Annotated in this window: 28 protein-coding genes; 11 read left to right on the plus strand and 17 right to left on the minus strand. The window is 33.9% G+C overall.

The window, feature by feature from the left end; translation table 11 throughout:
* Positions 1 to 40: 40 nt before the first annotated feature.
* The 4 genes from M0D21_RS05220 to M0D21_RS05235 are packed head-to-tail and all read left to right on the plus strand — an operon-like array spanning position 41 to position 2,654.
* Complete coding sequence (locus M0D21_RS05220; RefSeq protein WP_248327393.1) at positions 41 to 484, plus strand: hypothetical protein; 444 nt, start codon at positions 41 to 43, stop codon at positions 482 to 484.
* A gap of 8 nt (positions 485 to 492) precedes the next feature.
* Positions 493 to 999, plus strand: coding sequence for a hypothetical protein (locus M0D21_RS05225; protein ID WP_248327394.1), 507 nt, complete (start codon positions 493 to 495; stop codon positions 997 to 999).
* Between the two features lies 1 nt (position 1,000).
* On the plus strand, positions 1,001 to 1,669 hold the full coding sequence (locus tag M0D21_RS05230; RefSeq protein ID WP_248327395.1) for a hypothetical protein: 669 nt from the start codon (positions 1,001 to 1,003) through the stop codon (positions 1,667 to 1,669).
* Positions 1,650 to 2,654, plus strand: a complete 1,005-nt coding sequence (locus M0D21_RS05235; protein WP_248327396.1) for a 2-hydroxyacid dehydrogenase — start codon at positions 1,650 to 1,652, stop codon at positions 2,652 to 2,654. The genes M0D21_RS05230 and M0D21_RS05235 overlap by 20 nt, the downstream gene beginning before the upstream one ends.
* Here the strand turns inward: M0D21_RS05235 and M0D21_RS05240 are convergent.
* From M0D21_RS05240 to M0D21_RS05275, 8 genes are all read right to left on the minus strand, one after another.
* Positions 2,643 to 3,056: a DUF6691 family protein gene (locus tag M0D21_RS05240; RefSeq protein WP_248327397.1), complete on the minus strand. Its 414-nt coding sequence runs from the start codon at positions 3,054 to 3,056 to the stop codon at positions 2,643 to 2,645. The two genes, M0D21_RS05235 and M0D21_RS05240, sit on opposite strands and share 12 nt — an antisense overlap.
* 4 nt (positions 3,057 to 3,060) lie before the next feature.
* Positions 3,061 to 3,618: a YeeE/YedE family protein gene (locus tag M0D21_RS05245; protein WP_248327398.1), complete on the minus strand. Its 558-nt coding sequence runs from the start codon at positions 3,616 to 3,618 to the stop codon at positions 3,061 to 3,063.
* A 73-nt stretch (positions 3,619 to 3,691) separates the two neighbouring features.
* A complete protein-coding gene (locus tag M0D21_RS05250; protein WP_248327399.1) occupies positions 3,692 to 5,104 on the minus strand; it encodes an MBL fold metallo-hydrolase in 1,413 nt (470 codons plus the stop codon).
* Positions 5,105 to 5,214: 110 nt separating this feature from the next.
* Positions 5,215 to 6,024 carry a sulfite exporter TauE/SafE family protein gene (locus M0D21_RS05255; RefSeq protein WP_248327400.1) on the minus strand — a complete coding sequence of 270 codons (810 nt, stop codon included), beginning with the start codon at positions 6,022 to 6,024 and terminating at the stop codon, positions 5,215 to 5,217.
* Between the two features lie 66 nt (positions 6,025 to 6,090).
* Complete coding sequence (locus tag M0D21_RS05260) at positions 6,091 to 6,723, minus strand: Crp/Fnr family transcriptional regulator (protein ID WP_248327401.1); 633 nt, start codon at positions 6,721 to 6,723, stop codon at positions 6,091 to 6,093.
* Positions 6,724 to 6,726: 3 nt separating this feature from the next.
* Complete coding sequence (locus M0D21_RS05265; protein WP_248327402.1) at positions 6,727 to 7,500, minus strand: patatin-like phospholipase family protein; 774 nt, start codon at positions 7,498 to 7,500, stop codon at positions 6,727 to 6,729.
* Between the two features lie 11 nt (positions 7,501 to 7,511).
* Positions 7,512 to 8,933 (minus strand): cardiolipin synthase, encoded by a 1,422-nt coding sequence (gene cls, locus M0D21_RS05270; RefSeq protein WP_248327403.1) that lies wholly within the window; start codon positions 8,931 to 8,933, stop codon positions 7,512 to 7,514.
* 25 nt (positions 8,934 to 8,958) lie between these two features.
* The gene (locus M0D21_RS05275; protein ID WP_248327404.1) at positions 8,959 to 9,795 is read right to left on the minus strand and encodes a universal stress protein; all 837 of its coding nucleotides are present in this window, start codon (positions 9,793 to 9,795) and stop codon (positions 8,959 to 8,961) included.
* 163 nt (positions 9,796 to 9,958) lie between these two features.
* Between M0D21_RS05275 and M0D21_RS05280 the strand changes: the two genes are divergently transcribed.
* Positions 9,959 to 10,948: a retropepsin-like domain-containing protein gene (locus M0D21_RS05280; RefSeq protein ID WP_248327405.1), complete on the plus strand. Its 990-nt coding sequence runs from the start codon at positions 9,959 to 9,961 to the stop codon at positions 10,946 to 10,948.
* Between the two features lie 41 nt (positions 10,949 to 10,989).
* Positions 10,990 to 11,910 (plus strand): hypothetical protein, encoded by a 921-nt coding sequence (locus M0D21_RS05285; RefSeq protein ID WP_248327406.1) that lies wholly within the window; start codon positions 10,990 to 10,992, stop codon positions 11,908 to 11,910.
* Positions 11,911 to 11,914: 4 nt separating this feature from the next.
* Here the strand turns inward: M0D21_RS05285 and moaA are convergent, their stop codons facing one another.
* From moaA to M0D21_RS05330, 9 genes are all read right to left on the minus strand, one after another.
* Entirely contained in the window at positions 11,915 to 12,928 is a 1,014-nt protein-coding gene (gene moaA / locus M0D21_RS05290) for a GTP 3',8-cyclase MoaA (protein WP_248327407.1), read from the minus strand.
* Entirely contained in the window at positions 12,921 to 13,832 is a 912-nt protein-coding gene (moaCB, locus tag M0D21_RS05295; protein ID WP_248327408.1) for a bifunctional molybdenum cofactor biosynthesis protein MoaC/MoaB, read from the minus strand. The genes moaA and moaCB overlap by 8 nt, the downstream gene beginning before the upstream one ends.
* Before the next feature lie 30 nt (positions 13,833 to 13,862).
* The gene (locus M0D21_RS05300; RefSeq protein ID WP_248327409.1) at positions 13,863 to 14,306 is read right to left on the minus strand and encodes a molybdenum cofactor biosynthesis protein MoaE; all 444 of its coding nucleotides are present in this window, start codon (positions 14,304 to 14,306) and stop codon (positions 13,863 to 13,865) included.
* Positions 14,307 to 14,311: 5 nt separating this feature from the next.
* A complete protein-coding gene (locus tag M0D21_RS05305) occupies positions 14,312 to 15,406 on the minus strand; it encodes a HesA/MoeB/ThiF family protein (RefSeq protein WP_317249746.1) in 1,095 nt (364 codons plus the stop codon).
* Between the two features lie 8 nt (positions 15,407 to 15,414).
* Positions 15,415 to 15,651, minus strand: coding sequence for a MoaD/ThiS family protein (locus M0D21_RS05310; protein ID WP_248327411.1), 237 nt, complete (start codon positions 15,649 to 15,651; stop codon positions 15,415 to 15,417).
* Positions 15,635 to 16,219, minus strand: coding sequence for a molybdenum cofactor guanylyltransferase (gene mobA, locus M0D21_RS05315; RefSeq protein WP_248327412.1), 585 nt, complete (start codon positions 16,217 to 16,219; stop codon positions 15,635 to 15,637). The genes M0D21_RS05310 and mobA overlap by 17 nt, the downstream gene beginning before the upstream one ends.
* Positions 16,216 to 16,551, minus strand: coding sequence for a winged helix-turn-helix domain-containing protein (locus M0D21_RS05320; RefSeq protein WP_248327413.1), 336 nt, complete (start codon positions 16,549 to 16,551; stop codon positions 16,216 to 16,218). Before M0D21_RS05320 ends, mobA begins: the two co-directional genes overlap by 4 nt.
* Positions 16,552 to 16,680: 129 nt before the next feature.
* Entirely contained in the window at positions 16,681 to 17,949 is a 1,269-nt protein-coding gene (locus M0D21_RS05325) for a molybdopterin molybdotransferase MoeA (protein ID WP_248327414.1), read from the minus strand.
* A gap of 87 nt (positions 17,950 to 18,036) precedes the next feature.
* A complete protein-coding gene (locus M0D21_RS05330) occupies positions 18,037 to 18,606 on the minus strand; it encodes a hypothetical protein (protein ID WP_248327415.1) in 570 nt (189 codons plus the stop codon).
* A 331-nt stretch (positions 18,607 to 18,937) separates the two neighbouring features.
* On the opposite strand from M0D21_RS05330, the gene M0D21_RS05335 reads away from it, so the two are divergent.
* The 5 genes from M0D21_RS05335 (at position 18,938) to M0D21_RS05355 (ending at position 25,165) form a co-directional block, all read left to right on the plus strand.
* On the plus strand, positions 18,938 to 19,090 hold the full coding sequence (locus M0D21_RS05335; protein ID WP_248327416.1) for a hypothetical protein: 153 nt from the start codon (positions 18,938 to 18,940) through the stop codon (positions 19,088 to 19,090).
* A 105-nt stretch (positions 19,091 to 19,195) separates the two neighbouring features.
* A complete protein-coding gene (locus M0D21_RS05340; RefSeq protein ID WP_248327417.1) occupies positions 19,196 to 21,127 on the plus strand; it encodes a tetratricopeptide repeat-containing sensor histidine kinase in 1,932 nt (643 codons plus the stop codon).
* A gap of 16 nt (positions 21,128 to 21,143) precedes the next feature.
* Positions 21,144 to 21,812 carry a response regulator gene (locus M0D21_RS05345; protein ID WP_248327418.1) on the plus strand — a complete coding sequence of 223 codons (669 nt, stop codon included), beginning with the start codon at positions 21,144 to 21,146 and terminating at the stop codon, positions 21,810 to 21,812.
* Positions 21,813 to 22,593: 781 nt separating this feature from the next.
* A complete protein-coding gene (locus tag M0D21_RS05350) occupies positions 22,594 to 24,048 on the plus strand; it encodes an SLC13 family permease (protein WP_248327419.1) in 1,455 nt (484 codons plus the stop codon).
* Between the two features lie 139 nt (positions 24,049 to 24,187).
* A complete protein-coding gene (locus M0D21_RS05355; protein WP_248327420.1) occupies positions 24,188 to 25,165 on the plus strand; it encodes a zinc-binding metallopeptidase in 978 nt (325 codons plus the stop codon).
* Positions 25,166 to 25,294: the final 129 nt, after the last annotated feature.

Genomic DNA, 25,294 nt, shown 5'->3' on the forward strand with positions numbered 1-25,294 from the left:
GGGGTTTATTCTCTGCCTTTTCCAATTAAAACGAAATCAAATGAAACCAGTACAACTTAATGTAAAGTATATAGAGTGGTTTAGCCCAGAAGAATTACATGAAGTTTGTCTACAATGGATATCTGAGCTGGAATTTATAAAAATAGAATGTACTTTTTTAGACGAATTAGTAAAAAAATACACTTTAGACCTGTTGTCAGAAGAAAAGTTTGGGAAAAGTAAAGAACTAGTAAAAAACTTAGATAGAATTGAAAATATACATAAACCACTCATGGAAAAAATCAAAGCTCATCATAATGATCTTATGATTTTAATAGACGGACTTGATCAACTTGAACGAGAAAAAAGGTATAAAGAAAACCATAGAATATTGGCGATTGAGATTAATGTTTATTTTGATAATTATAAGGAAGTGAAAAGAAAAGTTTTTGATCTTATTAAACCCCTAATAAAACAAAATAAACAAAAACGTTTTTTGAATTGATGACCTTAATGAAACGCACTTTAAAAGTAGTTGTAGTATTAATTTTAGTATTGTTTTCCGGGTTTTGGATTTGGTATGAATATACCTACTCGATGGATACCGTAATTCCTTTTGAAGTAAATAGTTCACACAATAATACCAAAGTATTAATTGCTTCACAAGGAAGTAGATTTAAAGATTCTTTGGTGAAAAATATACTAAGTCATTATGAAAAAGATACAATTTACTTTAAAGTAATAGATGTATATACCTTGTTCGCTACAAACATCGATAAGTGGGACGCTCTAGTGATCATAAATTCCTGGGAATATGGTAGTCCTCCTAAAAATGTAAAGCGATTTATAAAGAATCACCCTAATGATACAGATAAATTAATCATTCTTTCTACCGTAGGTAGTAGTCATATAACTATTAAAAATGTCGATGTTATTTCTGGAGAGTCGATTATCGAAAAGACTCCAGAATATACAGAAATTGTGGTCAATAGATTAGACCAAATACTAAAATCAAAATAAAATGAAAACTATTAAAACTTTAGTCTGGATAATTACAATAGTAGTTTTGAGCAGTTGCTCTACCAGTGAATTGGTTGAAAACTGGAAAAATCCTGATATAATAACTTTTGAAGCACAAAAAGTATTAGTGATCGGGATCACCTCTAATGATGACGATCGACGATTTTTTGAAAGAAAGTTAGTTTCTGAATTAGGAAAAAACGGGGTGAATGCCGTTAAGAGTATGGACTTTTTTGAGAAAGCCTTTACAACATCGCCAAAAACTGAAGACGAGATTATGGCATTAGAATCTAACCTGATAGATAATGGTTTTGATGCAATTTTACTTTCTAAAGTTGTAGGAGTAGAAGATAAAGTTACCGTTGTGAAAGCCTATAGAAATTTAGATAGAACCTTTAAAAGTTTTAGGGATGATTACTATGAAAACCAGGATATATTTCATGACCAAGAATATTATGAAGAATACCAGGTTTTTCATGCAGAGTCTTCCTTGTATTGTATATGCCCAGATAAGGACAAAGAATTAATATGGAAAGGATCTATAGATGTTACAGAGCCCGAAAACACAAGAAAAGCGGTAAGTGATTATGTGAAAGTTGTGATTTGGGCATTGAAAGGACAAGAATTATTAATTATAGAAGAATTTATAGATGAAGGTATTGATATATAGTGCTAAGGATTTTGAGGTTCCATTTCTGGAAATAGCAAATAACGAAATACACCAAATCAAATATGTGCCAGAGCGTCTTACCGATAAAACTGCGGTTATGGCTTTGGGTTTTGATGTAATCTCTATTTTTTCTGCTGATGATGCGTCTTCTTCAGTTTTAGAAAAATTAAAAGATTTTGGAGTAAAACATATAGCGCTTCGTTCTACCGGATATGATAATATCAATCTTGCAAAAGCAAAAAAGTTAGGGGTAAAAGTAGCCAATGCTGCGGGGTATTCGCCTAATGCTATTGCAGAACACGCAATTGCACTATTATTGGCGTTGAACCGCAAATTAATGTTATCTCATAAACAGGTACATGAATATAACTTTTCACTAAGTGAATTGGTGGGTTTTGATCTTTACCAAAAAACAATCGGGGTTATAGGTATGGGAAGCATAGGAAAAGTAATTGTCCAGATTATGAAAGGTTTTGGTTGTAATCTGGTTGCACATGATCCTTATGAAGAGGTAACCATGATAGAGAAATATGGTGTCGAATATATGAGTTTAAGAGAGGTGTATCAAGAATCAGATGTCATATTTTTAAGCGCTCCTTTAAATAGTCAAACTCATCATTTGATTGATATGGAAGCTATAGCACAAATGAAAAACAACACAATATTGATCAATGTGGCTAGAGGTGCTATTGTGCATACCAAGGATCTAATTCAAGCTTTGCAAACAAAAATGATCATGGCATATGGAGCCGATGTATATGAGTTTGAAAACGGTCTGTTTTTTTATGATCATTCTAAAAATAAACCCGAAGATGAATACTTACAGGTATTGTTGAAGCTACCAAATACTCTTATTACTCCTCATCAGGCTTTTGCAACCAAAGAAGCACTAACCAATATCGCTGAAACTACGTTTTACAATATTAACTGCTGGGAACAAGGCAAAACTCCTTCAAATGAACTAACCAAAGAATTAGTGAGGTAATTTGTCCTTTAACAGACCATATAAAAATGTACCTAAGATAGCTGAGATTATCACAATAAACATAGGAAGATAGCCAGCTCCCAAAAGAACAAACATAGGTCCTGGGCAAGCTCCTGCCAAGGCCCAGCCTAAACCAAAAATAATCCCTCCTAAAAGATACCTTGTAAGTTTCTTTTCTTTTGGGGTAATATAGATATGTTCTCCGTAGAAGGTTTTTAAGCGATTTCTCTTTATCATTTGAATCAAAAGAGTGCCGGTTATTACTGCGGTTCCAATAATACCATACATATGAAAAGAACCAAATTGAAACATCTCGTAAATTCTAAACCATGATGCAGCTTCAGACTTAAATAATACGATTCCGAAAAACACCCCAATAATTAAATAAATAATAGACTTCATAGTATTAAAAGATTAAAGGAAAAATAAAATGTACCATAACTAACCCTCCGATAAAAAAACCAATAACGGCTAGTAACGATGGGATTTGTAAATTACTCAGCCCAGATATTGCATGTCCAGACGTGCATCCACCGGCATATCTTGCTCCAAAACCTACTAGCAGGCCTCCAAGAATAAGTAGTATAAGTATTTTAGGATCTTTAAGAGCATCTTCAGAAAATAATAAGTCTGGCATATAAGCTTCACCGGCACTTTGAAAGCCTAGGCTTTTAAGGTCTGAAGCCACTTTGGTTTCTAAAGGTATAACTGTATTTAATGATAAGTAATTGTTTGCTATCGCACCTCCAATAATTACTCCTAGAACAACGATTAAGTTCCAACGTTGTGCTTTCCAATCAAATTTGAAAAAATCTGATGTTTTACCAGCACCACAAAGGGTGCACATAGTTCTAAGGTTAGAAGACATCCCAAATCGTTTTCCCATCATTAATAAGAGGAACATAACCAGAGAAATAAGTGGCCCTGATATATACCAGGGCCATGAATCATATATCCAATTCATGCTTTTAATCTTTTGGGCAAAGAAATTAAAAGCTACATTTTGAATCAGTAACTTATGTTACACAGTGCTAAATTTATTTTAGTGTAGTTGGGCATATATAGTCCGTAGTTTCCATGCCTACTCCTTTTATATCTTTAAAGCCACCTGCAATATCGATAAGGTTATGAATTCCTCTACTTTTTAAAATAGAAGCTGCAATTACAGAACGATATCCACCTGCACAGTGTACATAAAAAGTTTTGTCTTCGGGGAATTTCCCCAGGTAGTCATTTAAATAATCTAACGGAGTGTTATGAGCTTTATCTAAATGTTCTGCAGTAAATTCACCTTCTTTACGAACATCAAAAATAGGAACTTCATTGGTCTCTACAATGTTTTTAAACTCTAAAGCAGGTATAGAAGTTATCGTGTCAAATTCTTTGCCTTCGTTTTTCCAATTTTCAAATCCACCCTCTAAATACCCCAAGGTATTATCGAAACCAACACGAGATAAACGTGTGATTGTTTCTTCTACCCGACCTTCTGGAGCGACAAGTAAAATAGGTTGCTTTACATCGGCGATTAAGGCACCTACCCAGGGAGCAAATCCACCATCGATCCCTATAAAAATAGATCTGGGAATATGCCCTTTTACATATTCATTTTGGTGTCTCACATCAAGAACCACAGCACCAGTATCATTGGCTAGAGCTTCAAAATTGTCTGGATTTAAAGGTCTTGCACCTCGTTCAATGACTTCATCAATATCGCTATATCCTTCTTTATTCATTTTTACATTAAGAGGAAAATACATAGGAGGAGGGAGTAGCCCGTCGGTTACTTCTTTTACAAATTCTTCCTTGGTCATATCTGCTCTTAGCGCATAATTCATTTTTTTCTGATTACCTAAGGTATCTACTGTCTCTTTCATCATATTTTTCCCGCAAGCAGAACCAGCTCCATGCGCAGGGTATACGATAACATCATCAGCCAAAGGCATAATTTTATTTCTCAAGCTCTCAAAAAGGGTTCCTGCCAGTTCTTCCTGAGTCATATGAGCCGCTTTTTGAGCTAAATCTGGTCTACCTACATCTCCAAGGAATAAAGTGTCTCCGCTAAAAATTGCATGGTCTTTTCCCGTTTTATCCTTTAATAGATATGTGGTACTTTCCATAGTGTGCCCAGGAGTGTGTAATGCGATAATAGTAATATCTCCCAATTTAAATTCTTGACCGTCTTTGGCAATAATGGCCTTAAAAGAAGGATTTGCCAATGGGCCATAGATGATATCTGCTCCAGTTTCTTTGGCCAAAGTAATGTGTCCACTCACAAAATCTGCATGAAAGTGCGTTTCAAAAATATATTTGATTTTGGCGTTATCTTCCTCAGCTTTTTCTATATAAGGTTTCACTTCACGAAGAGGGTCTATAATTGCAACCTCACCATTACTTTCTATATAATAAGCACCTTGTGCTAAACATCCTGTATATATTTGTTCTATCTTCATTTGGTACTACTTCTTTTTTGAAAATTTTCTATCTCGGGGTCGAAATATAGTTTATTCATTAATTATTTGTCAAAAATAAGCCAATTATTATTTGAATTCAGTAACTATTGTTACAAAACTTGATAACTTACTTCTTTGAAGATGATATAAATTCCCATTAGTAAAACGAACCATCCAAATCCTTTTTCGAGCTTTTTACCTTGAATGAAATTGGATAGGTACATTCCTAAAAAGATTCCAGCAATAGATATCGTTGTAAATAAGAATAAAAAACTCCATTCTATAGCTATATTTTGTACATCACCCACAAACCCAATTAAGGATTTTGATGCGATGATCAGCAGTGATGTAGCTACAGCTTGTTTCATAGGAAGTTTTGCCAATAAGACCAATGCTGGGATAATTAAGAAGCCTCCTCCGGCACCAACGATTCCGGTTACAACACCAACTATAATTCCTTCTATTAAAATGAGTACATAGTTGTACTGTATTTTCTCTTTTGGTAGCTCTTCTTTTCTGGTATTTCTTATCATTGATATAGAAGCTAGAATCATGATTGCTGCAAAAAAAATCATGATAGCCATTTCTTTGGTAAGTATAAACTCTTCAAGACTAAAAATATATCCCGGAATTGCAGGTACCAGATATTTTCGGGTTAGGTATACTGCAATAAAAGCTGGAACAGAAAATACTATAGCAGTACGAATATGTACCAGCCTTTTTTTTAGGTTTACTATGGTGCCCACCAAAGCAGAAATACCTACAACAAAAAGAGAATAAGCAGTAGCGGTCACCGGATTAATATTCATGAGATAGACAAATATGGGAACGGTAAGTATAGAACCACCTCCTCCAATCAAGCCTAAAACGACACCTATTACCAATGCACTGGCAAATCCTAACACCTCTATTATTTCCATCAATTATTTTTTTGGTCAAAAATAATTTTGTGAGGAAGACAGTGCAGTAACAATTGTTACAGAAGGTCAAATATGTATAACTTCGATACTGTTTCTATTAAGTTTCACTTTTCCTTCGGTTTCAAGTTTTTTAAGTAATCTCGATATTACCACTCTGGAGGTATGAAGATCATAAGCTATTTGTTGATGTGTATTATGTATAATATGATCACTGGTTACTTTGTGTTTGTCTCGAAGATATTTGAGTAAGCGATCATCCATTTTTAGGAAAGCAATGCTATCTATAGTTTCTATGGCTTCTATTAGTCGTTTATGATAACTATCAAAAACAAAATTTCTCCAGGATTTGTATTTTGTTGTCCACTCTTCCATTTTTTCAACCGGAATCATGACAAGTTTTGCTTCTGTTTCTGCTATGGCTTTAATTTCACTTTTATGATGCCCTAAACAACATGATAAGGTCATAGCACAAGTATCTCCTCGTTCCAGAAAATAGAGAAGTAGTTCGTCTCCATCATCGTCTTGTCTAAGAATTTTGATAGCTCCTTGAAGAATGAGTGGCATCGATTTTATATAGCTACCAGGGCGTATTAATTCTTCGCCTTCAGAAACTTCTTTGAAGACAGCCACTTGGTTGATTTCTTCAATAAGATCTTTCTCAAAAAAGTGTCCGTAACTTTTTTCCAGTTCTACTATCATTTATTAGTTGTTTTTTAAAAGTGGTTCAAGTTGTGCTATTGCTTCTTCATATCCTAAGTTGAATACTTTATCTAACCCACTTGTGCTAAAAATACCATGATTCACCAATTTTTTCGGTTGAATAACAATATCGCATAGCGTAAACATTGCTTCGGCATTGGGCATTGCTCTAAGATAGTATGCACGTTGCATTACATTATAAGAGTGTTTAAAATCGCTAATTTTTGGTTTTTTTATGGGGGATACGTCAACACCAATAATGAAATCACATTTTTTTTGCAGTGGACCTACCGGGAAATTATCTAAAATACCCCCATCGGCATAGAGTTCGTTTTGTATCGTTACCGGAGAAAAAACTCCAGGAAAAGCAGCAGAGGCCAATAGTGGTTTAATAAGTTGCCCGGTACTAAATACTTCGGTTTTACCTTCTATTAGATTTGTTGTAGTAACGAACATTTTTTTTTGAAGCGATTCAAAACTATTATCAGGAAAGAAAGTAAGAAGATCGGAATAGAATTTTTCTGAATCTAAAAAACCTGCTTTTTTTCTGGTAAATCTATTAAAATTAAAGAGTGAAGTTTTTTTAAAGAAGTTAAGAATTGTTTGAGGTTCATGACCTGCAGCATATAAGGCTCCAACAAGGGCTCCTGCACTAGATCCAGAAATATATGCGGTAGAAATCCCTAGTTCTTCTAATGCTTGAATAACCCCAATATGAGCAACTCCTTTAAAGCCGCCTCCCGATAAAACTAATCCGATGTTCTTTGCTTCTTTCATAGTCAAATGATTTATAAGACAGGGCTAAATACCTTAGCTATTCCCTCTTTAATTTTATGGTGCCAGGGTCTTTTTACAAAGGTATCATAGTTTAATTGAATACTTTGTTGAGAATCATTTAAAAAATCGTTTCTCAGAGCTACAGCAAACGAGTCATCATAAACTACCGCATTCACTTCATAGTTTTGCTCAAAACTTCTGATATCGAGATTAGAGGTTCCTACCGATGAAACGGTATCATCTGCGACTATGGTTTTGCTGTGTAAAAAACCTTCAGGAAACAAATAAATTTTCACTCCCGCATGCAATAAACCTTCAAAATATGACCGCACACACCATTTTACGATTTTACTGTCAGACTTTTTTGATAGAAGTAATCGTACATCTATTCCGCTAAGTGCGGCTACTTTAAGTGACTCTAATATACTTTCACCAGGGATGATGTAAGGATTAGTAATATATACATAGTCTTTGGCTTCATTAATCATTGAAAAGAATAATTGTTGAGCCGAGGAATAATCAGAATCGGGACCACTATGAACAATTTGAACGGTAGAGTTTCCTGGTTGATGATGGGCAGAGAAATAAGCAGTATCAAGAATATCCTCTTTTTCGGTGATTAAATACCAATCCATAGAAAAAATAGTTTGTAAACTATGTACAACGGGTCCTTCTATTTGCAAGTGCATATCGTGCCACATACCTAGATTAGGATCTCCTTTTACATATTTGTCAGATACATTTATACCCCCTGTAAAAGCGATTTGGTCATCGATAATAATGATTTTACGATGATTTCTATAATTGATAGAGCTTATAAATTTGCCAAAACGTATAGGAAGAAATCGATTGGTTTCGACTCCAATTTCCTGAAGTTTTTGTATGTATTTTTTACTTAAAGACATACTACCAACTCCATCATAGATAATGCGAATTTTAACTCCTTCCTGAATCTTTTGATAAAATAAATCGAATAGTTCCTGTGTAAGCTCGCCTTCTTCAAAAATGTAATATTCTAAGTGAATAAAATGTTTTGCTTTTTTTAGAGCTTCAAAAATAGCAGTAAATGTAGCTTCTCCGTTTTTTAACAATTTCAATTTGTTGCCTGAGCTAGGTGCGAAATATGAATTTTTGGTAATTAAAGAAATGAGCTTTTGGTGTTCCAAATATTCATGTTTCGAGATAGGAGCATAATGGGTAAGTGCACGTTGTATATATGCGGTGACTTTGGGAGTATGTTTTAACTGAAAGAGTTTGTTTTTTCTTCGATTTCTCCCGAGCATTAAATATAGGAAGATACCGCCAACCGGAATTGTGAAAATAGCAAGTAACCAAGCTAATGTTTTAGTAGGACGAATACCGTTAAGCAGTAATCGTACTACAATAAAGATCCCAATAAGAATATATACAATAATAAGAAGTGTAGATATCATGGATCTAGAAGCATTTTCAAATTAGTTACATGTGCATAATTAAAAGAGGAACTCTAGTGCCATAACTTATTTTTGAGGTTTCTGAACCCTTAAAAAAACGATCCATGAATGTCTCCTGTTTAATAAATATAGCCGTCATGTCTACATCCATTATTTGTACAAAACTATTAATCGCTAAGGCTGTAGGCACATTAATAATAGAATGAAAGGTATGATTATTTTCTTTAAAAAACTCTTTCATCTGTTTTTTTTCATCAAATTCTGTAATGGTAAGTGTGTCGTCTTCTTTTATTTTTAAGATTCGTAGAGAAGCTTTGTTTTTGTTTAAGATGTCCGTCAAAGGTTCTATGCCTTTGGTGACAAAATGATCCCCATAATCTATAGCGAATAAGACTGTTTGGGGCTGAGTGAATGAATATCCTTCTGGAATAATTAATACCGGACAAGGTATTTTTCGAATCACCTTAAGTGTATTGCTGCCAAATAACACTTCTGATGCACCTGTTGCGCCATTAGATCCCATCACTATGAGATCTATGTTGTTAGCTTTTACAGCTTGTCGTATAGCATCTACAAAAACATCATAATCTGTCAATGAAAAAAACGTATAATTCTCATTAGCATATGTTGTTTTTAGTTCATCTTCAAAAATTGATAACTTCTTTTTTACGTCACCAATTACAGTTTGATGAATAGAAGTATTTGCTGGTGCAGACATTAAGTCATCTGTGGTATATCTTGATGCCTTTTGAACATTAAGAATGTAAAAAGTACATAATTCGTTTTTAAATAAATGCATGGCATAGTGAATTGCATTTTTTGAATTATTTGAAAAGTCAGTAGGTAGCAAAATGTTTTTCATGACTATTTAATTTTATATAGTCAAAATTAGATAGCGTATAGTAGAATTAAAATGACTTTGGTCATAATAAAGCTCAAGCAATCTTTCTTAATCTTATATTAAATTTTGGCGTAAAACACCTAAAAAGTGTAACGCTTGAAAGCCTTTAGGGGTCTAATGTAATATGAAGAAGGTACTGCTCTGTATATGGTTATATCTTTCTGCGATTACTATGTTGATTGCTGAAGATCATAGAGCTCGTTCGGTTTTCTTCTCGTCAGATCAAAATATTGTATTTTCTGAGGCTGAAATTTTAAATGAATATACTGCTCGAATTCCTTTTAAACTAGTAGATCGACTAATAGTTGTAGAAGCGGAACTTCTTAACAAAAAGGGAAATTTTATTATTGATACCGGATCAGAAACCTTGATACTTAATGAGGTACATTTTCCTTTAAAATATGAACATGGTAATAGAAAAAGACAAACCACAGGAGTAATTGAGGTGGTAGATGATACATTTGAACAAAACGTAAAAGAATTTATATTACAAAACTTCAATTTAAAAAATAAGACTTCAGACATCGTTAACCTATCTCATATTGAACGAACTAAAAAAATGAGACTTTTGGGAATAATAGGGTATAACATATTAAAAGATTATGAGGTGTTTATCGATATGCACCTTAATCAAATTACCTTAAGCAAGGTCGATGCTTATGGTAATAAGTATGATAAGAATGTGTATGCTGAAAAAATCATAGATACGGTATCCTTTAAATTAAAAAACCATACGATCGTTTTAGAAGGATTTGTTGGAGATAAGAAGGTGACATTTGGATTGGATACCGCAGCAGAATTTAACCAGATCGATAAGAAGTTAGGTAGAAAAGCGTTGAAATTGTTTTACCCTAAAAAAAGGATGTTATTATCTGGAGCTAGCGATCATAAAATAGAAGTAGTGGCAGGGAAATTGTTTAGAGTACGATTAAGCGAAACGATCTATTTTGGACCAATGAATACAATTCTAACCAATTTGAATAAAATGAATGTTGCTTTTGGTACCAAATTAGATGGAGTTTTGGGATATGAATTTTTTCAACAAAAAAGAACTATTATCAATTATCAAAAAGAAAAGCTTTATTTTGTAAATAGCCCTATACTAAGAAATTGAAAAGACATAGAATACATATCATTTTTCTAACACTTGCTTTGTTGAGTATCCCAACTTTTGGTCAGATCGAAACCATTAAAGGATACCGAATAGAGGGAGATGAGCTTATTTTTACTTTTGATAAAAGAGATTACAAAATAGCCACTGCAGATCAATATAGCGAAGTTTTTGATTTTGATGACTTAGCTATTAAAAATGTGGTAGTCGCTGGAGAATTCAATAATTGGTCCAAAAAAAAGTGGCGCATGACCAAAGTTGATGATCATAGATATGAATTGAAGAAAAAGCTAAGTGATTTTACCGATGAGTTCTCCTGGGAATTTAAATTTGTGATTAATAATGCCCTATGGGCAGAGCCGTCTAAAAATTATGGTAATGCGGTTAGGGCGTTCAAAGATGGGCATGCGCTACCTGCATATAATCTTAAAATCTATTCGGCATACCCTGATTTATCTGGCAATATAACTTTTACCCTTAATGGATATCAAGAAGCAAAAGAGGTAGTACTAAGTGGTAGCTTTAATAAATGGAATGAGCAAATCTTTAAGATGAATAAAACCGAAGATTGTTGGTCGTTAACTTTAAGAATACGGCCGGGAGAATATCAATATAAATTTATAATAGATGGAAAATGGATCGAAGATCCAGTAAATCCAAATAAAGTATTAAATGAGTTTAATGGGTATAACTCTGTGGTTGATGTTAGGGCTCAGGCGAGTTTTATACTTGATGGCTATTTAGATGCTCAAAAAGTTATTCTTTCCGGGTCTTTCAATGATTGGTCAGAGAGTGATTACCTCATGACTAAAACCTCAAAAGGTTGGGTGTATAAAACGATGTTACCAGGAGGGAAACACCACTATAAATATATTGTAGATGATACCTGGATTTTGGACCCTCATAATCCTGTTAAAGAATATGATGGAAAAGGGAATATTAACTCTGTGTGTATGGTTAAATAAGTAATTATCCTCCAATGGTAATCATACTTCGATTATTATGTCCATCTATTTTTTTGAATTTTTCTAGCGTATCCATTCCGCTACGTATTTTGAGTTTAGATTTTATGGTCTGCGCTATAATTGGAGTAATAGGCTTACCTTGTCGTAGAGATGTTAACAAATCGGTTTCAGAAGAAGAGAACAAACAGTTTTTTAATTGTCCGTTTGCAGTGAGCCGAATTCTATTACATCCATCACAAAACGGATTGGTTACAGAGCTTATTATAGCAAAAGTACCGTTATAGTTTTTGATTTTGTAACTCTTGGTGGTATCGTGAGGCGCATCCTGTAACTTAACAACTTCATTTTGATTGAAATGCGAATGTACCTTGTCCATTATTTCTTGAAGCGATACTAGCTTTTCCATATTCCATCGATTGCCGTCAAAAGGCATAAATTCTATAAACCTAATGTGAACAGGTAGATCTTTGCTCAGGTTAATAAACTCTATAATTTCATTATCATTAAACCCCTTCATTAAAACACAATTTACTTTTACAGTAAATCCTTCTTTTACCAATAAGAGAATGTTATTATACACTTTTTCAAAATAAGATCTTCTCGTGATATTTTCGTTTTTGGCCGAATCCAAGGAATCAAGGCTTACATTCAAAGAAGTGATACCACATTTTTTAAATTGTTCTATAAATCTATCGACAATGACCCCGTTTGTGGTTAGAGTAAGTTCAACAGGTAAGGAAGATAACTTATCTAGAATTAATGAGACATCTTTACGAACCAATGGTTCTCCACCGGTCAACCTTATTTTAGTAACCCCATGATCTACAAATTCTTTGGCGATAGTGTAGATTTCTTCATAGGTCATAATATGTTCTTTTGGCGACAGTTGAATGCCATCTGCAGGCATACAATAGGTACAACGAAGATTGCATCTTTCGGTAAGAGAAATACGCAGATAATTATGCTTTCTTTTGAAAGTATCTACAAGTACGTTATTATCCTCACCTGGTTTAGTCATGTCTGGCTCCTTTTAATATTCTAAAAACATGTAAGGCTTCAGGGAAAATAGCTTCCATAGATTCTTTGGCGCCATTGGTAGAACCTGGTAACGCCAGAACCAAAGTGTTTTTAATTGTTCCTACTACACTTCTTGAAAGCATTGCATAAGGCATACGATCCTGTCCATATTTACGTATGGCTTCTTCCATTCCAGGAATGGTTCGATCTAGTAAAGGTTTAAGTGCTTCGGGAGTGACATCACGTTTCGATAAGCCTGTTCCTCCGGTATAAATAATAAGGTCGGCTCCTTGTTCCTGATAATGTTTTGCTTTTTCCTGAATTGTATCTTTTTCATCAGGAATGATAATGTAATCTAGAATTTCAACATCGCATTGTTTTAACTTAGCAATAATAGCTTTTCCTGCTTTATCTTCTTTTTTGCCTTCAGAAATGGTATCAGAACAAACAATAACTGAAGCTTTGAGATCGGTTCTAAATTTATCTTTATAATCAGATTTACCACCCTTCTTTTCAAGTAGTTTTATATGGTGAATTTCAACACCTTTGTCAATGGGTTTTAGCATATCATACATGTTTAAAGCCACAATACTGGCTCCATGCATAGCTTCAACTTCTACCCCTGTTTTATAAATAGTTTTCACGGTTACCAATATTTGGATCTCAAGGTCATTAATGGTATACTCAATTCTGGTATATTCTATGGGTAATGGATGACAATCAGGAAGTAGATCTGGTGTTTTTTTCACCCCGAGCAATCCTGCAGCTTTACTCATTGCAAACACATCTCCTTTGGGAACAGTTCCGTTTTCAATGGCCTCGATAGTTTTAGACGAGCTCACTTTTACGATGGCTTGCGCAGTTGCGATTCTTAATGTTGAACTTTTATGGGTGATATCTACCATATTAGGTTATGTTTTGTATTGAGTAATAGATTAAGTGTTCTGTTTCCATTGATGTGTTTGGTCTTCGAAGATTTCTTTTCCAAAAACCGGAACTTCTGCTTTAATAGCTTCTACTACATATTCCAAAGCTTCAAAAACTACTTTTCTATGTGGGGAAGAAACAAAAACAAACAGGCAAATCTCTCCAATGTTTACGGTGCCAAGGCTATGATAAATATGCATACAAGTAAGATCATACTTTTCGAAAGTTGCTTCTCTAATTTCATGAAACTTGAGATTTGCCATTTCTTCGTAAGCGGTATAATCTATAGCAGATACTGTTTTTCCTTCGATCTCATCGGCTCTCACTTGTCCCAAAAAAATGTTATGTGCTCCAATACTGGTTTTAGTTTGGTGTTTGGCAATAGATTCGCCAATAAACTCAGACGAAATGGCACCGTTTATAAAAACATTTTTTAGTTTCTTTTTTTCCATAAGTATTATGCGATTTTAGATTCTTGATATTCTGAAAGGGAGATTGCACCACCCTTAATATGGCATACATTGGTAAAACCATGCTCCATCAAAATTTCGACAGCCTTTCTACTTCTAATTCCAGACTGACAAAAGACAACAATTTCTTTTTCTTTATCTAGTTGATCAATATTTTGCTCTATTGTTCCCAGAGGGATATATTTAGGGTGAAGGTTGTCTATTTTAGGTTGCTCAGAGGCTTCTCTAACATCTATAAATAAAGATTCGTTTCTGGTAAAAGCTTCTAGAGCACTAATTTCTTTAACAGTGTTGATACCGCAAAAAAGATCATAATCGGTATTTTTGAACTCTGAAGCTAGGTTTTTTACTTTAGATACTTCTGAATCTACTCGTTGTACAGAAAACATTGAGCTTTTGGCAGTGAGGCTATCATACATCACAAATTGCCCACTTAAAACATCACCAATATCAAGAATTATTTTAATGACTTCATTGGCTTGCATGCTTCCAATAATACCCGGTAGAACTCCTAAAACTCCTATCTCTGCGCAAGAAGGTACGCTTCCTGCTTTCGGGGGATTTGGGAAAAGACATCGATAAGTAGGACCATTCAAATAATTAAAAACAGATAATTGTCCTTCAAACTTAAAAATAGCCCCATAAACCAAAGGTTTATTAGTTATTACACATGCATCATTAACCAGATATCGAGTCGAAAAATTATCACTTCCATCTACAATAATATCGTATTTAGAAAATAAGGAAATGGCATTTTTTGGAGTCAGTTTTTCTGGATAGGCTTCAATGGTTATTTCAGGATTAAGGTCTGAGAGTCTCTCTTTTGCAGCTACGGCCTTGTTTTTTCCCAAAGAACTGTTTCCATATAAAATCTGTCGATGCAGATTAGATGCTTCTACATGATCAAAATCAATAATACCAAGAGTTCCTACTCCTGCCGCCGCAAGGTATTGCAAGACCGGGCAGCTCAACCCTCCGGCTCCAATGACCAAAACTTTGGCTGTTGCTATTTTTTGTTGACCTTCTTCTCCTATTTCGGGAAGAAGAATTTGTCGGTGATATCTAGAGTTATATGAATTCATTGTCATTTTTATCCACCAGCAAAAGGTGGTAATAGTGCCACTTCTGCTTCATTACTAATTATATAATCAAGAGTTACCAGTTGTTGATCAACGGCTACTTTAAAATCTACGTTTTGTAATTTCGGGTATGTAGATTGTAATTTTTTGAGCAATTGCGATACAGAACAGGCTTCCGTAGTAAAAGATTCCTTATCTATCTCTGTTGCTTCGGTAAGCATACCAAAATATTTAATAGTTAACTCCATTTTTAATTTCGTTAAGATCTTTCATTGTATTTATATTGCTTACCAAGATATGTTCTTCTTTTGGAAGAGATATTGTTTTTGTACGTAGCTCAAGAACCAATTTTCTTAAACGTTTTTCACCTTGGTCTAATAGTTCCTGGCATTTCTTTAGGCATTGCCTCTTAAATAATGCTATTAACGGAATGGTATTGCCGTTTGCTTCAAATTGAACAATGTCAAATACCGAATTTTCCTTAGTTAATAATCTCTTCAAGAGTTTAGATGTGATTAAGGGCACATCGCAACTTAATATCAAATTGTATTCACGCTCTGAAGAAGATAACCCAGCATGAATTCCTCCAATAGGTCCTGAATTTTTAATACTATCTTCCACTCTCTTATAACCCAATTGATCATATTCGGTGTTTTCGCTCACAATAAGTATTTCAGATACCAAAGGTGTAATGCTATCAATAATATGTTGAATGAACATCTTCTCATTAAAAAATAACAATCCTTTATCGGTTCCCATTCTAGAACTCTTACCTCCAGCCAGAATAATACCGGTTATTTTGGTTTTGGCAATCATAGTGAAATCTGCTTGAGTTCTTTATCGAGAAATTGCCAACATTTCTGATTGATGTTGTCAAAAGTTTCAATTACAGCTTTACCATACTCGGTTACATGGGCACCTCCTCCTCCTTTACCTCCAGTGACAGTAATTACTAGAGGTTTTGCGGCTACCTTGTTCATGCTATCTAAAAGATTCCATGCTTTTTTATATGACATGTTTAATAGATTTGCTGCCTTACGTAAGGAGCCTGTTTCTTCTATTGCCTTTAGCAAACGAACTCTACCTTCTCCCAAAAAAACTCCTTCTTCAGACTCTATCCAAATCCTGCTTTTTATTGTGTAATTCATTCTTTCTAAAACCGTTTGGTTTTTAAAGATACAACGAATTTTTAGTAAGGCATTTTCTTTATATAAATTTTAGCAAATAAGGATTTTTACCTGCGTTTTTTTAACAAATTTGGTCTTAGCAGTCACTTTTTATGGTAAATTGATGACCTCTAAAGTATCTCCTGGGTTAACTTCGGTGATATCTTCGGGAAGATAAACCAGGGCATTTGACAAGGCAAAAGATCGTAACATAGAAGAGGCTTGTCCGTCGAGAATAATTACTTTTCCTTCTTTACAAATGGCTTTCAAAAACTCTGCTCGTTGCCCTTTTTTAATATACTTAGATTGAGCAACACCTTTACTTCTTTGTAAATGATATTCAGAAAATCCAGAATACTTTAACAAAGCAGGTAAAACATAAATATAGAAACAACTTAAAGAAGAAGCAGGATTACCAGGTAATGCAAATATATTTTTATCTTCTTTTGTAGCATAAAACAGAGGCTTACCAGGTTTTTGTTTTACTTTATAGAAGATTTCAGTGACATTAAGTTCTCTTAATGCTTTACCCACAAAATCATAATCTCCAACCGATATTCCTCCAGAAATAAGAATCATTTCATGTTTTTGAACTGCACTCTCAATAATATTTCTGGTAGCATCGTATTCATCAACTACTTTATAACAACTTACTTCTGTAATACCAGATTGATATAATGCTGCTGTTAACATAGACGAGTTACTTTCATAAATCTGTCCGGGTTTTAAAGATTGTCCTGGGGGGACCAATTCGTTACCCGTTGTGATGATACCCACCGAAGGCTTTTTATATACTTCTACATGAGTAATGCCTAAAGTAGCTAAGTAACCTATGCCAGATGCAGTTATTTTGGTTCCTTTTTGTAAAGCAATGTCTCCCGTTTTAATTTGTTCACCCATAGGACGAATATTTGCATTCGCTACAATGGGTTCATGTAGTTTGATATGGGTGCCAGAAGCATCGACTTTCTCTTGCATAACTACTGCCATGGCTTTTGGGGGTACGGGTGCACCGGTAAAAATTCTAATAGCTTCTCCTTCTTTTATTTCGGGCATGTGTGCATCTCCCGCTTTGATCTCTCCGACAAGGGAAAATTCTGTTTGATTTGTAGAACCCAAAGCATATCCATCCATCGCAGACTGCTTAAAAGGAGGCATGTTTATGGGGGATACTACATCTTTTGCAAGAACATACCCTAAGGAACCAGTAGTAGGTATGTTTATAGTATTAGAAGTTGGTATAGTATGTTTTTCTACCAATTGAATTGCCTGAGGTACTGTTATCATAACTTGTAGTTCTATACCGGTAAAAGTACAACGAAATTCATTTTCATAAAACGAACCGAGGTAAATTTGAAAAATATAAAGTAAAAAAGCCATAAAAAGGTATTTATGGCTTTTCTTAAGTGATGTAATGGTAATTTTTTATTCTTATAACTTGTTTTTGGCTAACAGTTTTGTTTAAGATTACAAGGATACGATCGTTGTAATTTTTAAACTAGGATTAATTTGAGAAATGATCGTAATACTCTTATCGGTTTGTTCAATAACCTTAGTTTCGGGAATATCGATCAATTCACCTTCTCTTGTAAGTTGTAAAGGGTTACCCCTCGAATAATAAGTATCGGTTTGATGCGCAAATCGTACCGATTTAACTTCCTCGTCTAAAGATTGATTAGATTTAAGATAAACTGACAATGGTCTGGGTTTAAAATCGATGAGCCAACTTATTAATTCTAAGTTTGCTGGCGTAGTCGACTTGGTTTCTCCATTTAAAAAGTTTACAATAGGTTTAAACTTGTCTCCTTTTACACGTTCAATGGCGTGCAACTTGTTTTCCCCTTCTTTAAATTTAAAAAATCTGTTCAAAATGCCTTCATCATACTTCCCTTTTCGCCTGGGCAATAGCCACATACATGCCTCTTTAATTTGTTTGCGAGTGGGTTGAAAAAGATAGTTGCTCATTTCTCCACCTTTTTCCCTTTGGTACTTCTGAAGAATCTCATTCTTGTAAGTAATACTTGTTTTTGTCTCCATAGTGTTCTTGAATTATTGGAATCTTTAGGATTTCTTAGGAATCTTTGGAATTCCTGGAATTGTTTATGAATATAGATTTGGGTTCTCATTAAATTCACATTAACAAATTAGTTCCAGTTACATATTGCTAACATAGTAAATGTACAGACTTAGTTTTTACGGAAATCCGTAAGTCGATAACCATTGGTCAATGGAAAGTAACTAAAAGTTATCGTATCGGATTTTCACTTTCCAAATCAAAAGGAGTACTCCCTTTCAAAATGATTGCCGTGTCTTATGTTGGTGAAAACCAGCCGGTAATCCAATACATAAACCTAAAAAATTCATACCCATGAGAACATTTATTTACATTCTTACAGCCCTTTTTATGACCATAAGTTTAGCTTCTTGTTCAACCGATAGTATTGCAGACGAAGATGTATCCTTTGAAGAGTACGGAACCCAAGGTTCGGACGGTTCATATGAAGAAGAAGATGAAGGTTAAAAATATTATTTATTATCAATTTTAAGAAAACAAAAGTACTTTTAATTCGGTGCATGTATTACATTTATAATATATGCACCGAATTAAATTTAGTACTTTTAAGGTATGAAACTTTGGCGTGTCAACTTTCCCCGACTAATTAGTGTATGGGGACTTATTTCCTGTATCACTATTTCAGCTTTTGGTCAAGACAAGGAGCTTCCCAAAATGACTCAAAAACAGCTGGATAGCATTTTGGTTTTTTATCGTAATAGTAATTTAGACTCAATTAACATTAATGAAAGGATAAGTGATGTTTCTTCCTTTTTGAAATTCGCGCGCTTACATAAGCAAGACTCTCTAGTTTATATGGGATTGATGCGGAAAACCAAACTTCTTGGAAAAAACAAAAAATATACCGATGCGATAAAGTATTCTAATGAACTATATGATTTAGCTGTTCTTAATAAGGATACCTCTTATATTCAAAAAGCTCTTACCAAATTAGGATTGTATCATAGGCAAAATAATCAATTGGATGAGGCATTTAAATATTATAATGAATCTTTTATAATATCAAGGAAAACAAAAGATAGTATAAAAGCAGGAAGAAATTTATTGCAAATGGCTAATATTCAGTATTTTTTTGAGGATTTCTCCGGCAGTAAAACCACCGCTATAGATGGTCTTTCTTATCTAGAAAAAACCAATGATGGTAGAAGTTTGGCTGGCTTGTATCATAGAATTTCTGTTGCCAATCGTAAACAAAAAAATTATGAAGAAGCTTTAAAGTATAACCAAAAAGCAATAGAAATTGATACTTCGGTAAGAGGTTTGCATATTTTAAGGAATACTAGAGCAAATATATTATCTGATCAAGAAAAATACGATGAGGCAATTTCAATTTTCAAGGAACTTATAAATGACACTTTAATTAAGAAAAATAGAGAAGAATATGCTCGTGTACTTGGTAATTTAGGTCATGTAGAATGGTTAAAGAATCCGCAAAATCTAAATTCAGAACCATTATTACTTAAATCCAAAAACATCCGAGAATATATTAAGGATGTGCGAGGTTTAATAGCTAGTAATATTTACTTAACTAATTATTATTTTGACAAGGATACAATAAAAGCCATAAAGTATGCAGAGGCAGCATATCAAAATGCAGAAAAAATTAATGGATTAGTTTCAATGGTTGATGCTTTAGGCTTTTTAATACAGTTAAAGGATGACACTAAAGAAGAAGCCAAAATTGCTTTAAAGCTTAATGATAAACGCCAAGTAATAAATCAAAGTAACCGTGAAATCTATGCAGCAACCAAATATGAAAATGATAAACTTACCACTGAAAATCTGGTGCTTAAAGCTGAGACTGCAAAAAAAGAACGACAACGTATCATTTATTTATTTGGGACCATTATTCTTGCTTTAATAGCAGTAATTGTAGTGTATTTATTACGACAACGACATAAAAGAGAAATCATAAGAGATGTATACAATGCCGAAGCTCGTATTTCTAAAAAATTGCATGATGAGTTGGCCAATGATATCTATAATGTGATGGTGCAAATACAAAATGAGCAAAGTAATCAGGACGTATTAGACAAATTGGAAGATATTTACCATAGTACCAGAGATATTTCACGAGAAAATAGTAGTTTTAATGAAGGTCGGGACTTTTCTGCAGAGTTAGGTCATATGATGAGTAGTTATAGTGGAGATTATACTAAAATTATAATCAAGGATATCGATGAGATACCTTGGGACTCGGTTACTCCCGAGAAAAAAATAATCGTTTACAGAATTTTGCAAGAGCTCATGATCAATATGAAAAAACATAGTGAGGCAAATCTGGTAGCGATTACCTTTAAAAAAGGACAGAAAAACATAAAAATCACCTATGCCGATAATGGTATTGGGGTAAAAAAAGATGATATAATTTATAGTAATGGACTTCGAAATGCGGAAAACCGTATAAAAACGATCGGAGGATCATTTATATTTGATTCAGAAATTGAAAGAGGCTTCAAAGCCACATTACATTTCCCGAATTAATTATAATAGCGAGCTTATGTTTAAGAAAGTTTTAGTTAATGAAGATCTCGGAAGTATTAACCATGGGGTAGCCCATATACTTCTTGAGAGAACCGGAGTAAAAGAGATACAACAAGCACAGTATTGTGATGATGCTTATCTCAAATTTAGAAGAGCACTTCAAGATGGAGATCCTTTTGATCTACTGGTAACAGATCTTTCCTTTAAAGAAAGTCATCGTGAACGAAAGCTATCTTCAGGAATTGAACTGATAGATGAAATACGATCTATACACCCAGATATTAAAATTATAGTTTATTCTATGGAAGACCGCCCAGCAAAGATAAAAGCTATGTTTGATGAACAATATATAGATGGATATGTTTGTAAAGGGAGGTATGGCCTAAACGAATTGGTGCAATCTGTATCTGAAGTATATAGAGGTAGTAGATTTATATCTCAACGTGTATCAAATATGATGAGTAAGAATAATGTGTTTGAACTAAGAGATTATGATTTACTGTTGCTGAAACATTTATCTGATGGGCTAACCCAGGAACAAATAGGAGAATACTTTAAGAAGAATCATATTTCTCCTAATAGTATAAGTTCTATAGAGAAAAGACTTAATAAATTAAAATTCAACTTCAAGGCCAGAAATGCAATTCATCTGGTTGCTATGACCAAAGATTTAGGTCTTTTGTAGACAAAAAAAGATGCGCTTACGGAAAGCCGTAAGGAAATCTCACCATTTAATTATACATTTGACAATTACCCCTTGTTATCCTCTTTTTTGAAAAGATAATTAAGGGTTTTGTTATGCTTAGAAATAAAACAACCCCGCAATTGTAAAACTTTGGCGAGCCAACAAAAGCAGGGTCTGAATAACGATTGATTTAATAAAATCAACCATTAAAAGGATTCTTAATAATCGTTAATATATTCAAGACCAGTATTGTTTCGAATATATTAACGAAGAATCCTACTATAAATTTTTTATTATAAGTGGGTGCAACCTTATTTTCCTAAAGCACAATATAATAAGAAGCTTTTAAATATTTATAATTTATTTCAGGTATTTGTGCTTTTTTGGTTGATTTCTAGAAGTTCTAAAAGGTTAAAATTATAGGTTAGCCAAACTTTTATGAGTGCGTTTTTATTTCAATATTAAAATAAAGTAATATAAAATGAGTCACTAATTTGCCTACACTGAGATCTTTATCGCGGTCAAGAAAATGATATTTACTCGCCCCTAGCTATAGTATAAGAAGTAAAAGATTTTGTTGACCGATTTTAAGGAAAGATCAGTTATGGTTTGTTTCATATCCAGTAAAAGGCCAAATCTTTAGATTTGGCCTTTTTTCTTATGTTTAAGAAGTACAGGACATAAAAAGGAATAGTGAATTGTTATAGTATAATATATATTCAAAAATTTCTATTAAATTCACTGCATAGCTCCATAACTAATACAATTAAAGCCGTACTACATGAAAGCTAAATCAATAGGATTGATTGCAGGACCTTTGTTTTTCACTTTGATTTTAGTGTTTTTAGATCCACAACATTTATCGTCTCAAGGTTTAGCAACTATGGCAATAGCTGCCTGGATAGCTATTTGGTGGATCACAGAAGCGATACCTATTTCGGCGACAGCTTTATTACCCTTAGTGCTTTTTCCATTATGCGGTGTAATGCAAGTGAAAGATGTAACCAATGCTTTTGCAAGCCAGATGGTGTTCCTTTTTTTAGGAGGATTTATTTTGGCGGTAGCTATAGAAAAAACCAATTTACATAAACGAATAGCTCTTAACATAATATATCGTATTGGTAGTAATTGGAACAAAGTGATATTAGGGTTTATGATTGCCACCTCCTTTTTGAGCATGTGGATATCGAATACTGCTACGGCAGTTATGATGCTCCCCATTGGTCTGGCTGTAATATCACAAATTCAAACAAAAGAACATACCAAAAAAAGTATGGGGCAATCATTAATGTTGGCCATAGCTTATGGGTGTTCTATAGGAGGGATTGCAACTATTATTGGTACTCCTACCAATGTCATTTTCATAGGTGTAGTAGAAGAAGTATACGGACAAACAATTTCATTTACACAATGGATGATGTTGGGGCTTCCTTTTTCGGTATTTATGCTCATCATTGGATGGTTTTATATAACCAAAATTGTTTTTGTATCTGATGTTGAAGGAATACCTGGAGGAAAAGAAACGATTAGAATCGAGTTGCGAAAATTAGGGAAAATCTCTTATCAGGAAAAGGCAGTTCTAGTAGTTTTTTTACTAGTCGCTTTATGTTGGATATCTAGCTCTTTTTTATTAAAAAAAATAATTCCTGGAATTAATGATACTTTAATCGCTATTGCTGGTGCGATAAGCCTTTTTGTAATTCCATCAGGAAAAAATAAAAAACTTGGAATCATAACTTGGAAAACTGCGGAATCTATTCCTTGGGGGATTTTACTGCTTTTTGGAGGTGGTTTGGCTCTTGCCGAAGGTTTTAAGGTCTCTGGTTTGGCGCAATGGATAGGAAATCAATTTACACTATTCGAAGTATTACCAACGCTATTATTGATTTTTTCAATTATAACTGTTGTTAATTTTCTTACTGAAATAACATCAAACGTGGCAACAGCTGCCATGTTGATGCCAGTTTTAGGAGCGTTAGCTCTTTCAATCGACGTGCATCCTTATCTTTTAATGATTGCCGGTACCATAGCCGCATCATGTGCTTTTATGCTTCCTGTCGCTACACCTCCTAATGCTGTAGTTTTTGGCTCAGGATTTTTAACCATCCCTAGAATGATAAAAGTGGGATTATGGATGAATATAATTTCAATTTTGCTTGCCACTCTTATACTTTATTTCCTATTACCTGCAGTTTGGGATATAAAAATTGATAGTTTTCCAGAGCTGTTTAAATAATCATTAACTGTTTATATACAGTTATTTATGATAATTATATAGTGAAATCATAAACTTCATTCGAATAGAAAAATAGGGTGATTTAAAAGTTTGGTGTTGTATACATATAATCAAGTTTAAAGTATAAACCCAAAGAATTATGAAGAAAGTAAACCAGTGGAGCTATATAGTATTAATTTTTCTGAGTATTATAACAATTACATTTCAATCTTGTAGTAAAGATGATGATGCATCGGTACCAGAAGAAAACTCTAATATAGATGATGAGGATAATCCAGGTGTTGGTAATGAGAGTAGTAATGGTAATATATCGCTTTACAGGGTCGAGGGAGATAATATTGTGAAAGAAATAGACTATAACGTAACAGGTGCGGCTTTGGGTTTTCAAAGAGATACAAAGAAGCATGAGGAAATATGGGAGTTGGTGAAAAAGATAGTTCCGTTAGATTATAGGTCTCGAATGAGCGAATTTGTGATTTACATGGGGCAAGAGAGTGGTACCGCTGGCTATGTTGTTGAACGCACACAAGATCTTGAAAAATGGCAAATGGGAATTGCTATCGACTTTGCGTACCAAGGAGGTTTCAATGCTGGTGGAGAATTGGCCTATACCATTGTCCACGAATTTGGGCATATTCTTACTTTAGATAAGACCCAGTTAGATTCATCTATTTCTCAGAATAACTGTAAAAATTACTTTCCTGGAGAGGGATGCTCAAGAGATGGAGCATTAATCAATACACTCTATAAAAATCATTGGGAAGATATATGGGATGAATATCGAAGAGTGAATACCGAAGAAGATGCTCAGGTATTTTATGATAAATACAGAGAACGATTTGTAACACAATACGCGTCTACAAATCCTGGAGAAGATATTGCCGAAGTTTTTGCCGTGTTTGTAACTAGAGCTGGAAGCGCAGATGGAACTTCTGGTGCCGAACAAAAGATTCAGATCATGTATGATACTAATGAAATGGTAAAATTGAGAAATTATATTCGAGGGAATATTGCCAAAAGTAGCCAGAATTTCTTACCGGCTCCAGGTACTTGGAAACGCGCAAATACTTTTGGGAACAAAAACTCCTCACATTGTAGTCGTCATAAAAAAAAGTAATAGCAAAAAATAATAATTAGCAATGATGAGTGGTGTTTAATTATTAGGATTCTTGCCAAAAGCCTGGTGCATTTAGTTTGCCAGGCTTTTTCTTTCTGTTTTAGCGGCTTTTAGCAGTCTTTTTAATTT

Origin of the sequence: Aquimarina acroporae (assembly GCF_023195925.1) — a bacterium.
Lineage (GTDB): Bacteria > Bacteroidota > Bacteroidia > Flavobacteriales > Flavobacteriaceae > Aquimarina > Aquimarina acroporae.

Excerpts from the sequence above, each read along its gene's own strand:
- M0D21_RS05220 (WP_248327393.1), top strand. The coding sequence starts at position 41 with ATGAAACCAGTACAACTTAATGTAAAGTATATAGAGTGGTTTAGCCCA.
- M0D21_RS05225 (WP_248327394.1), top strand. The coding sequence starts at position 493 with ATGAAACGCACTTTAAAAGTAGTTGTAGTATTAATTTTAGTATTGTTT.
- M0D21_RS05230 (WP_248327395.1), top strand. The coding sequence starts at position 1,001 with ATGAAAACTATTAAAACTTTAGTCTGGATAATTACAATAGTAGTTTTG.
- M0D21_RS05235 (WP_248327396.1), top strand. The coding sequence starts at position 1,650 with ATGAAGGTATTGATATATAGTGCTAAGGATTTTGAGGTTCCATTTCTG.
- M0D21_RS05240 (WP_248327397.1), bottom strand. The coding sequence starts at position 3,056 with ATGAAGTCTATTATTTATTTAATTATTGGGGTGTTTTTCGGAATCGTA.
- M0D21_RS05245 (WP_248327398.1), bottom strand. The coding sequence starts at position 3,618 with ATGAATTGGATATATGATTCATGGCCCTGGTATATATCAGGGCCACTT.
- M0D21_RS05250 (WP_248327399.1), bottom strand. The coding sequence starts at position 5,104 with ATGAAGATAGAACAAATATATACAGGATGTTTAGCACAAGGTGCTTAT.
- M0D21_RS05255 (WP_248327400.1), bottom strand. The coding sequence starts at position 6,024 with ATGGAAATAATAGAGGTGTTAGGATTTGCCAGTGCATTGGTAATAGGT.
- M0D21_RS05260 (WP_248327401.1), bottom strand. The coding sequence starts at position 6,723 with ATGATAGTAGAACTGGAAAAAAGTTACGGACACTTTTTTGAGAAAGAT.
- M0D21_RS05265 (WP_248327402.1), bottom strand. The coding sequence starts at position 7,500 with ATGAAAGAAGCAAAGAACATCGGATTAGTTTTATCGGGAGGCGGCTTT.
- cls (WP_248327403.1), bottom strand. The coding sequence starts at position 8,933 with ATGATATCTACACTTCTTATTATTGTATATATTCTTATTGGGATCTTT.
- M0D21_RS05275 (WP_248327404.1), bottom strand. The coding sequence starts at position 9,795 with ATGAAAAACATTTTGCTACCTACTGACTTTTCAAATAATTCAAAAAAT.
- M0D21_RS05280 (WP_248327405.1), top strand. The coding sequence starts at position 9,959 with ATGAAGAAGGTACTGCTCTGTATATGGTTATATCTTTCTGCGATTACT.
- moaA (WP_248327407.1), bottom strand. The coding sequence starts at position 12,928 with ATGACTAAACCAGGTGAGGATAATAACGTACTTGTAGATACTTTCAAA.
- moaCB (WP_248327408.1), bottom strand. The coding sequence starts at position 13,832 with ATGGTAGATATCACCCATAAAAGTTCAACATTAAGAATCGCAACTGCG.
- M0D21_RS05300 (WP_248327409.1), bottom strand. The coding sequence starts at position 14,306 with ATGGAAAAAAAGAAACTAAAAAATGTTTTTATAAACGGTGCCATTTCG.
- M0D21_RS05305 (WP_317249746.1), bottom strand. The coding sequence starts at position 15,406 with ATGAATTCATATAACTCTAGATATCACCGACAAATTCTTCTTCCCGAA.
- M0D21_RS05310 (WP_248327411.1), bottom strand. The coding sequence starts at position 15,651 with ATGGAGTTAACTATTAAATATTTTGGTATGCTTACCGAAGCAACAGAG.
- mobA (WP_248327412.1), bottom strand. The coding sequence starts at position 16,219 with ATGATTGCCAAAACCAAAATAACCGGTATTATTCTGGCTGGAGGTAAG.
- M0D21_RS05320 (WP_248327413.1), bottom strand. The coding sequence starts at position 16,551 with ATGAATTACACAATAAAAAGCAGGATTTGGATAGAGTCTGAAGAAGGA.
- M0D21_RS05325 (WP_248327414.1), bottom strand. The coding sequence starts at position 17,949 with ATGGCTTTTTTACTTTATATTTTTCAAATTTACCTCGGTTCGTTTTAT.
- M0D21_RS05330 (WP_248327415.1), bottom strand. The coding sequence starts at position 18,606 with ATGGAGACAAAAACAAGTATTACTTACAAGAATGAGATTCTTCAGAAG.
- M0D21_RS05335 (WP_248327416.1), top strand. The coding sequence starts at position 18,938 with ATGAGAACATTTATTTACATTCTTACAGCCCTTTTTATGACCATAAGT.
- M0D21_RS05340 (WP_248327417.1), top strand. The coding sequence starts at position 19,196 with ATGAAACTTTGGCGTGTCAACTTTCCCCGACTAATTAGTGTATGGGGA.
- M0D21_RS05345 (WP_248327418.1), top strand. The coding sequence starts at position 21,144 with ATGTTTAAGAAAGTTTTAGTTAATGAAGATCTCGGAAGTATTAACCAT.
- M0D21_RS05350 (WP_248327419.1), top strand. The coding sequence starts at position 22,594 with ATGAAAGCTAAATCAATAGGATTGATTGCAGGACCTTTGTTTTTCACT.
- M0D21_RS05355 (WP_248327420.1), top strand. The coding sequence starts at position 24,188 with ATGAAGAAAGTAAACCAGTGGAGCTATATAGTATTAATTTTTCTGAGT.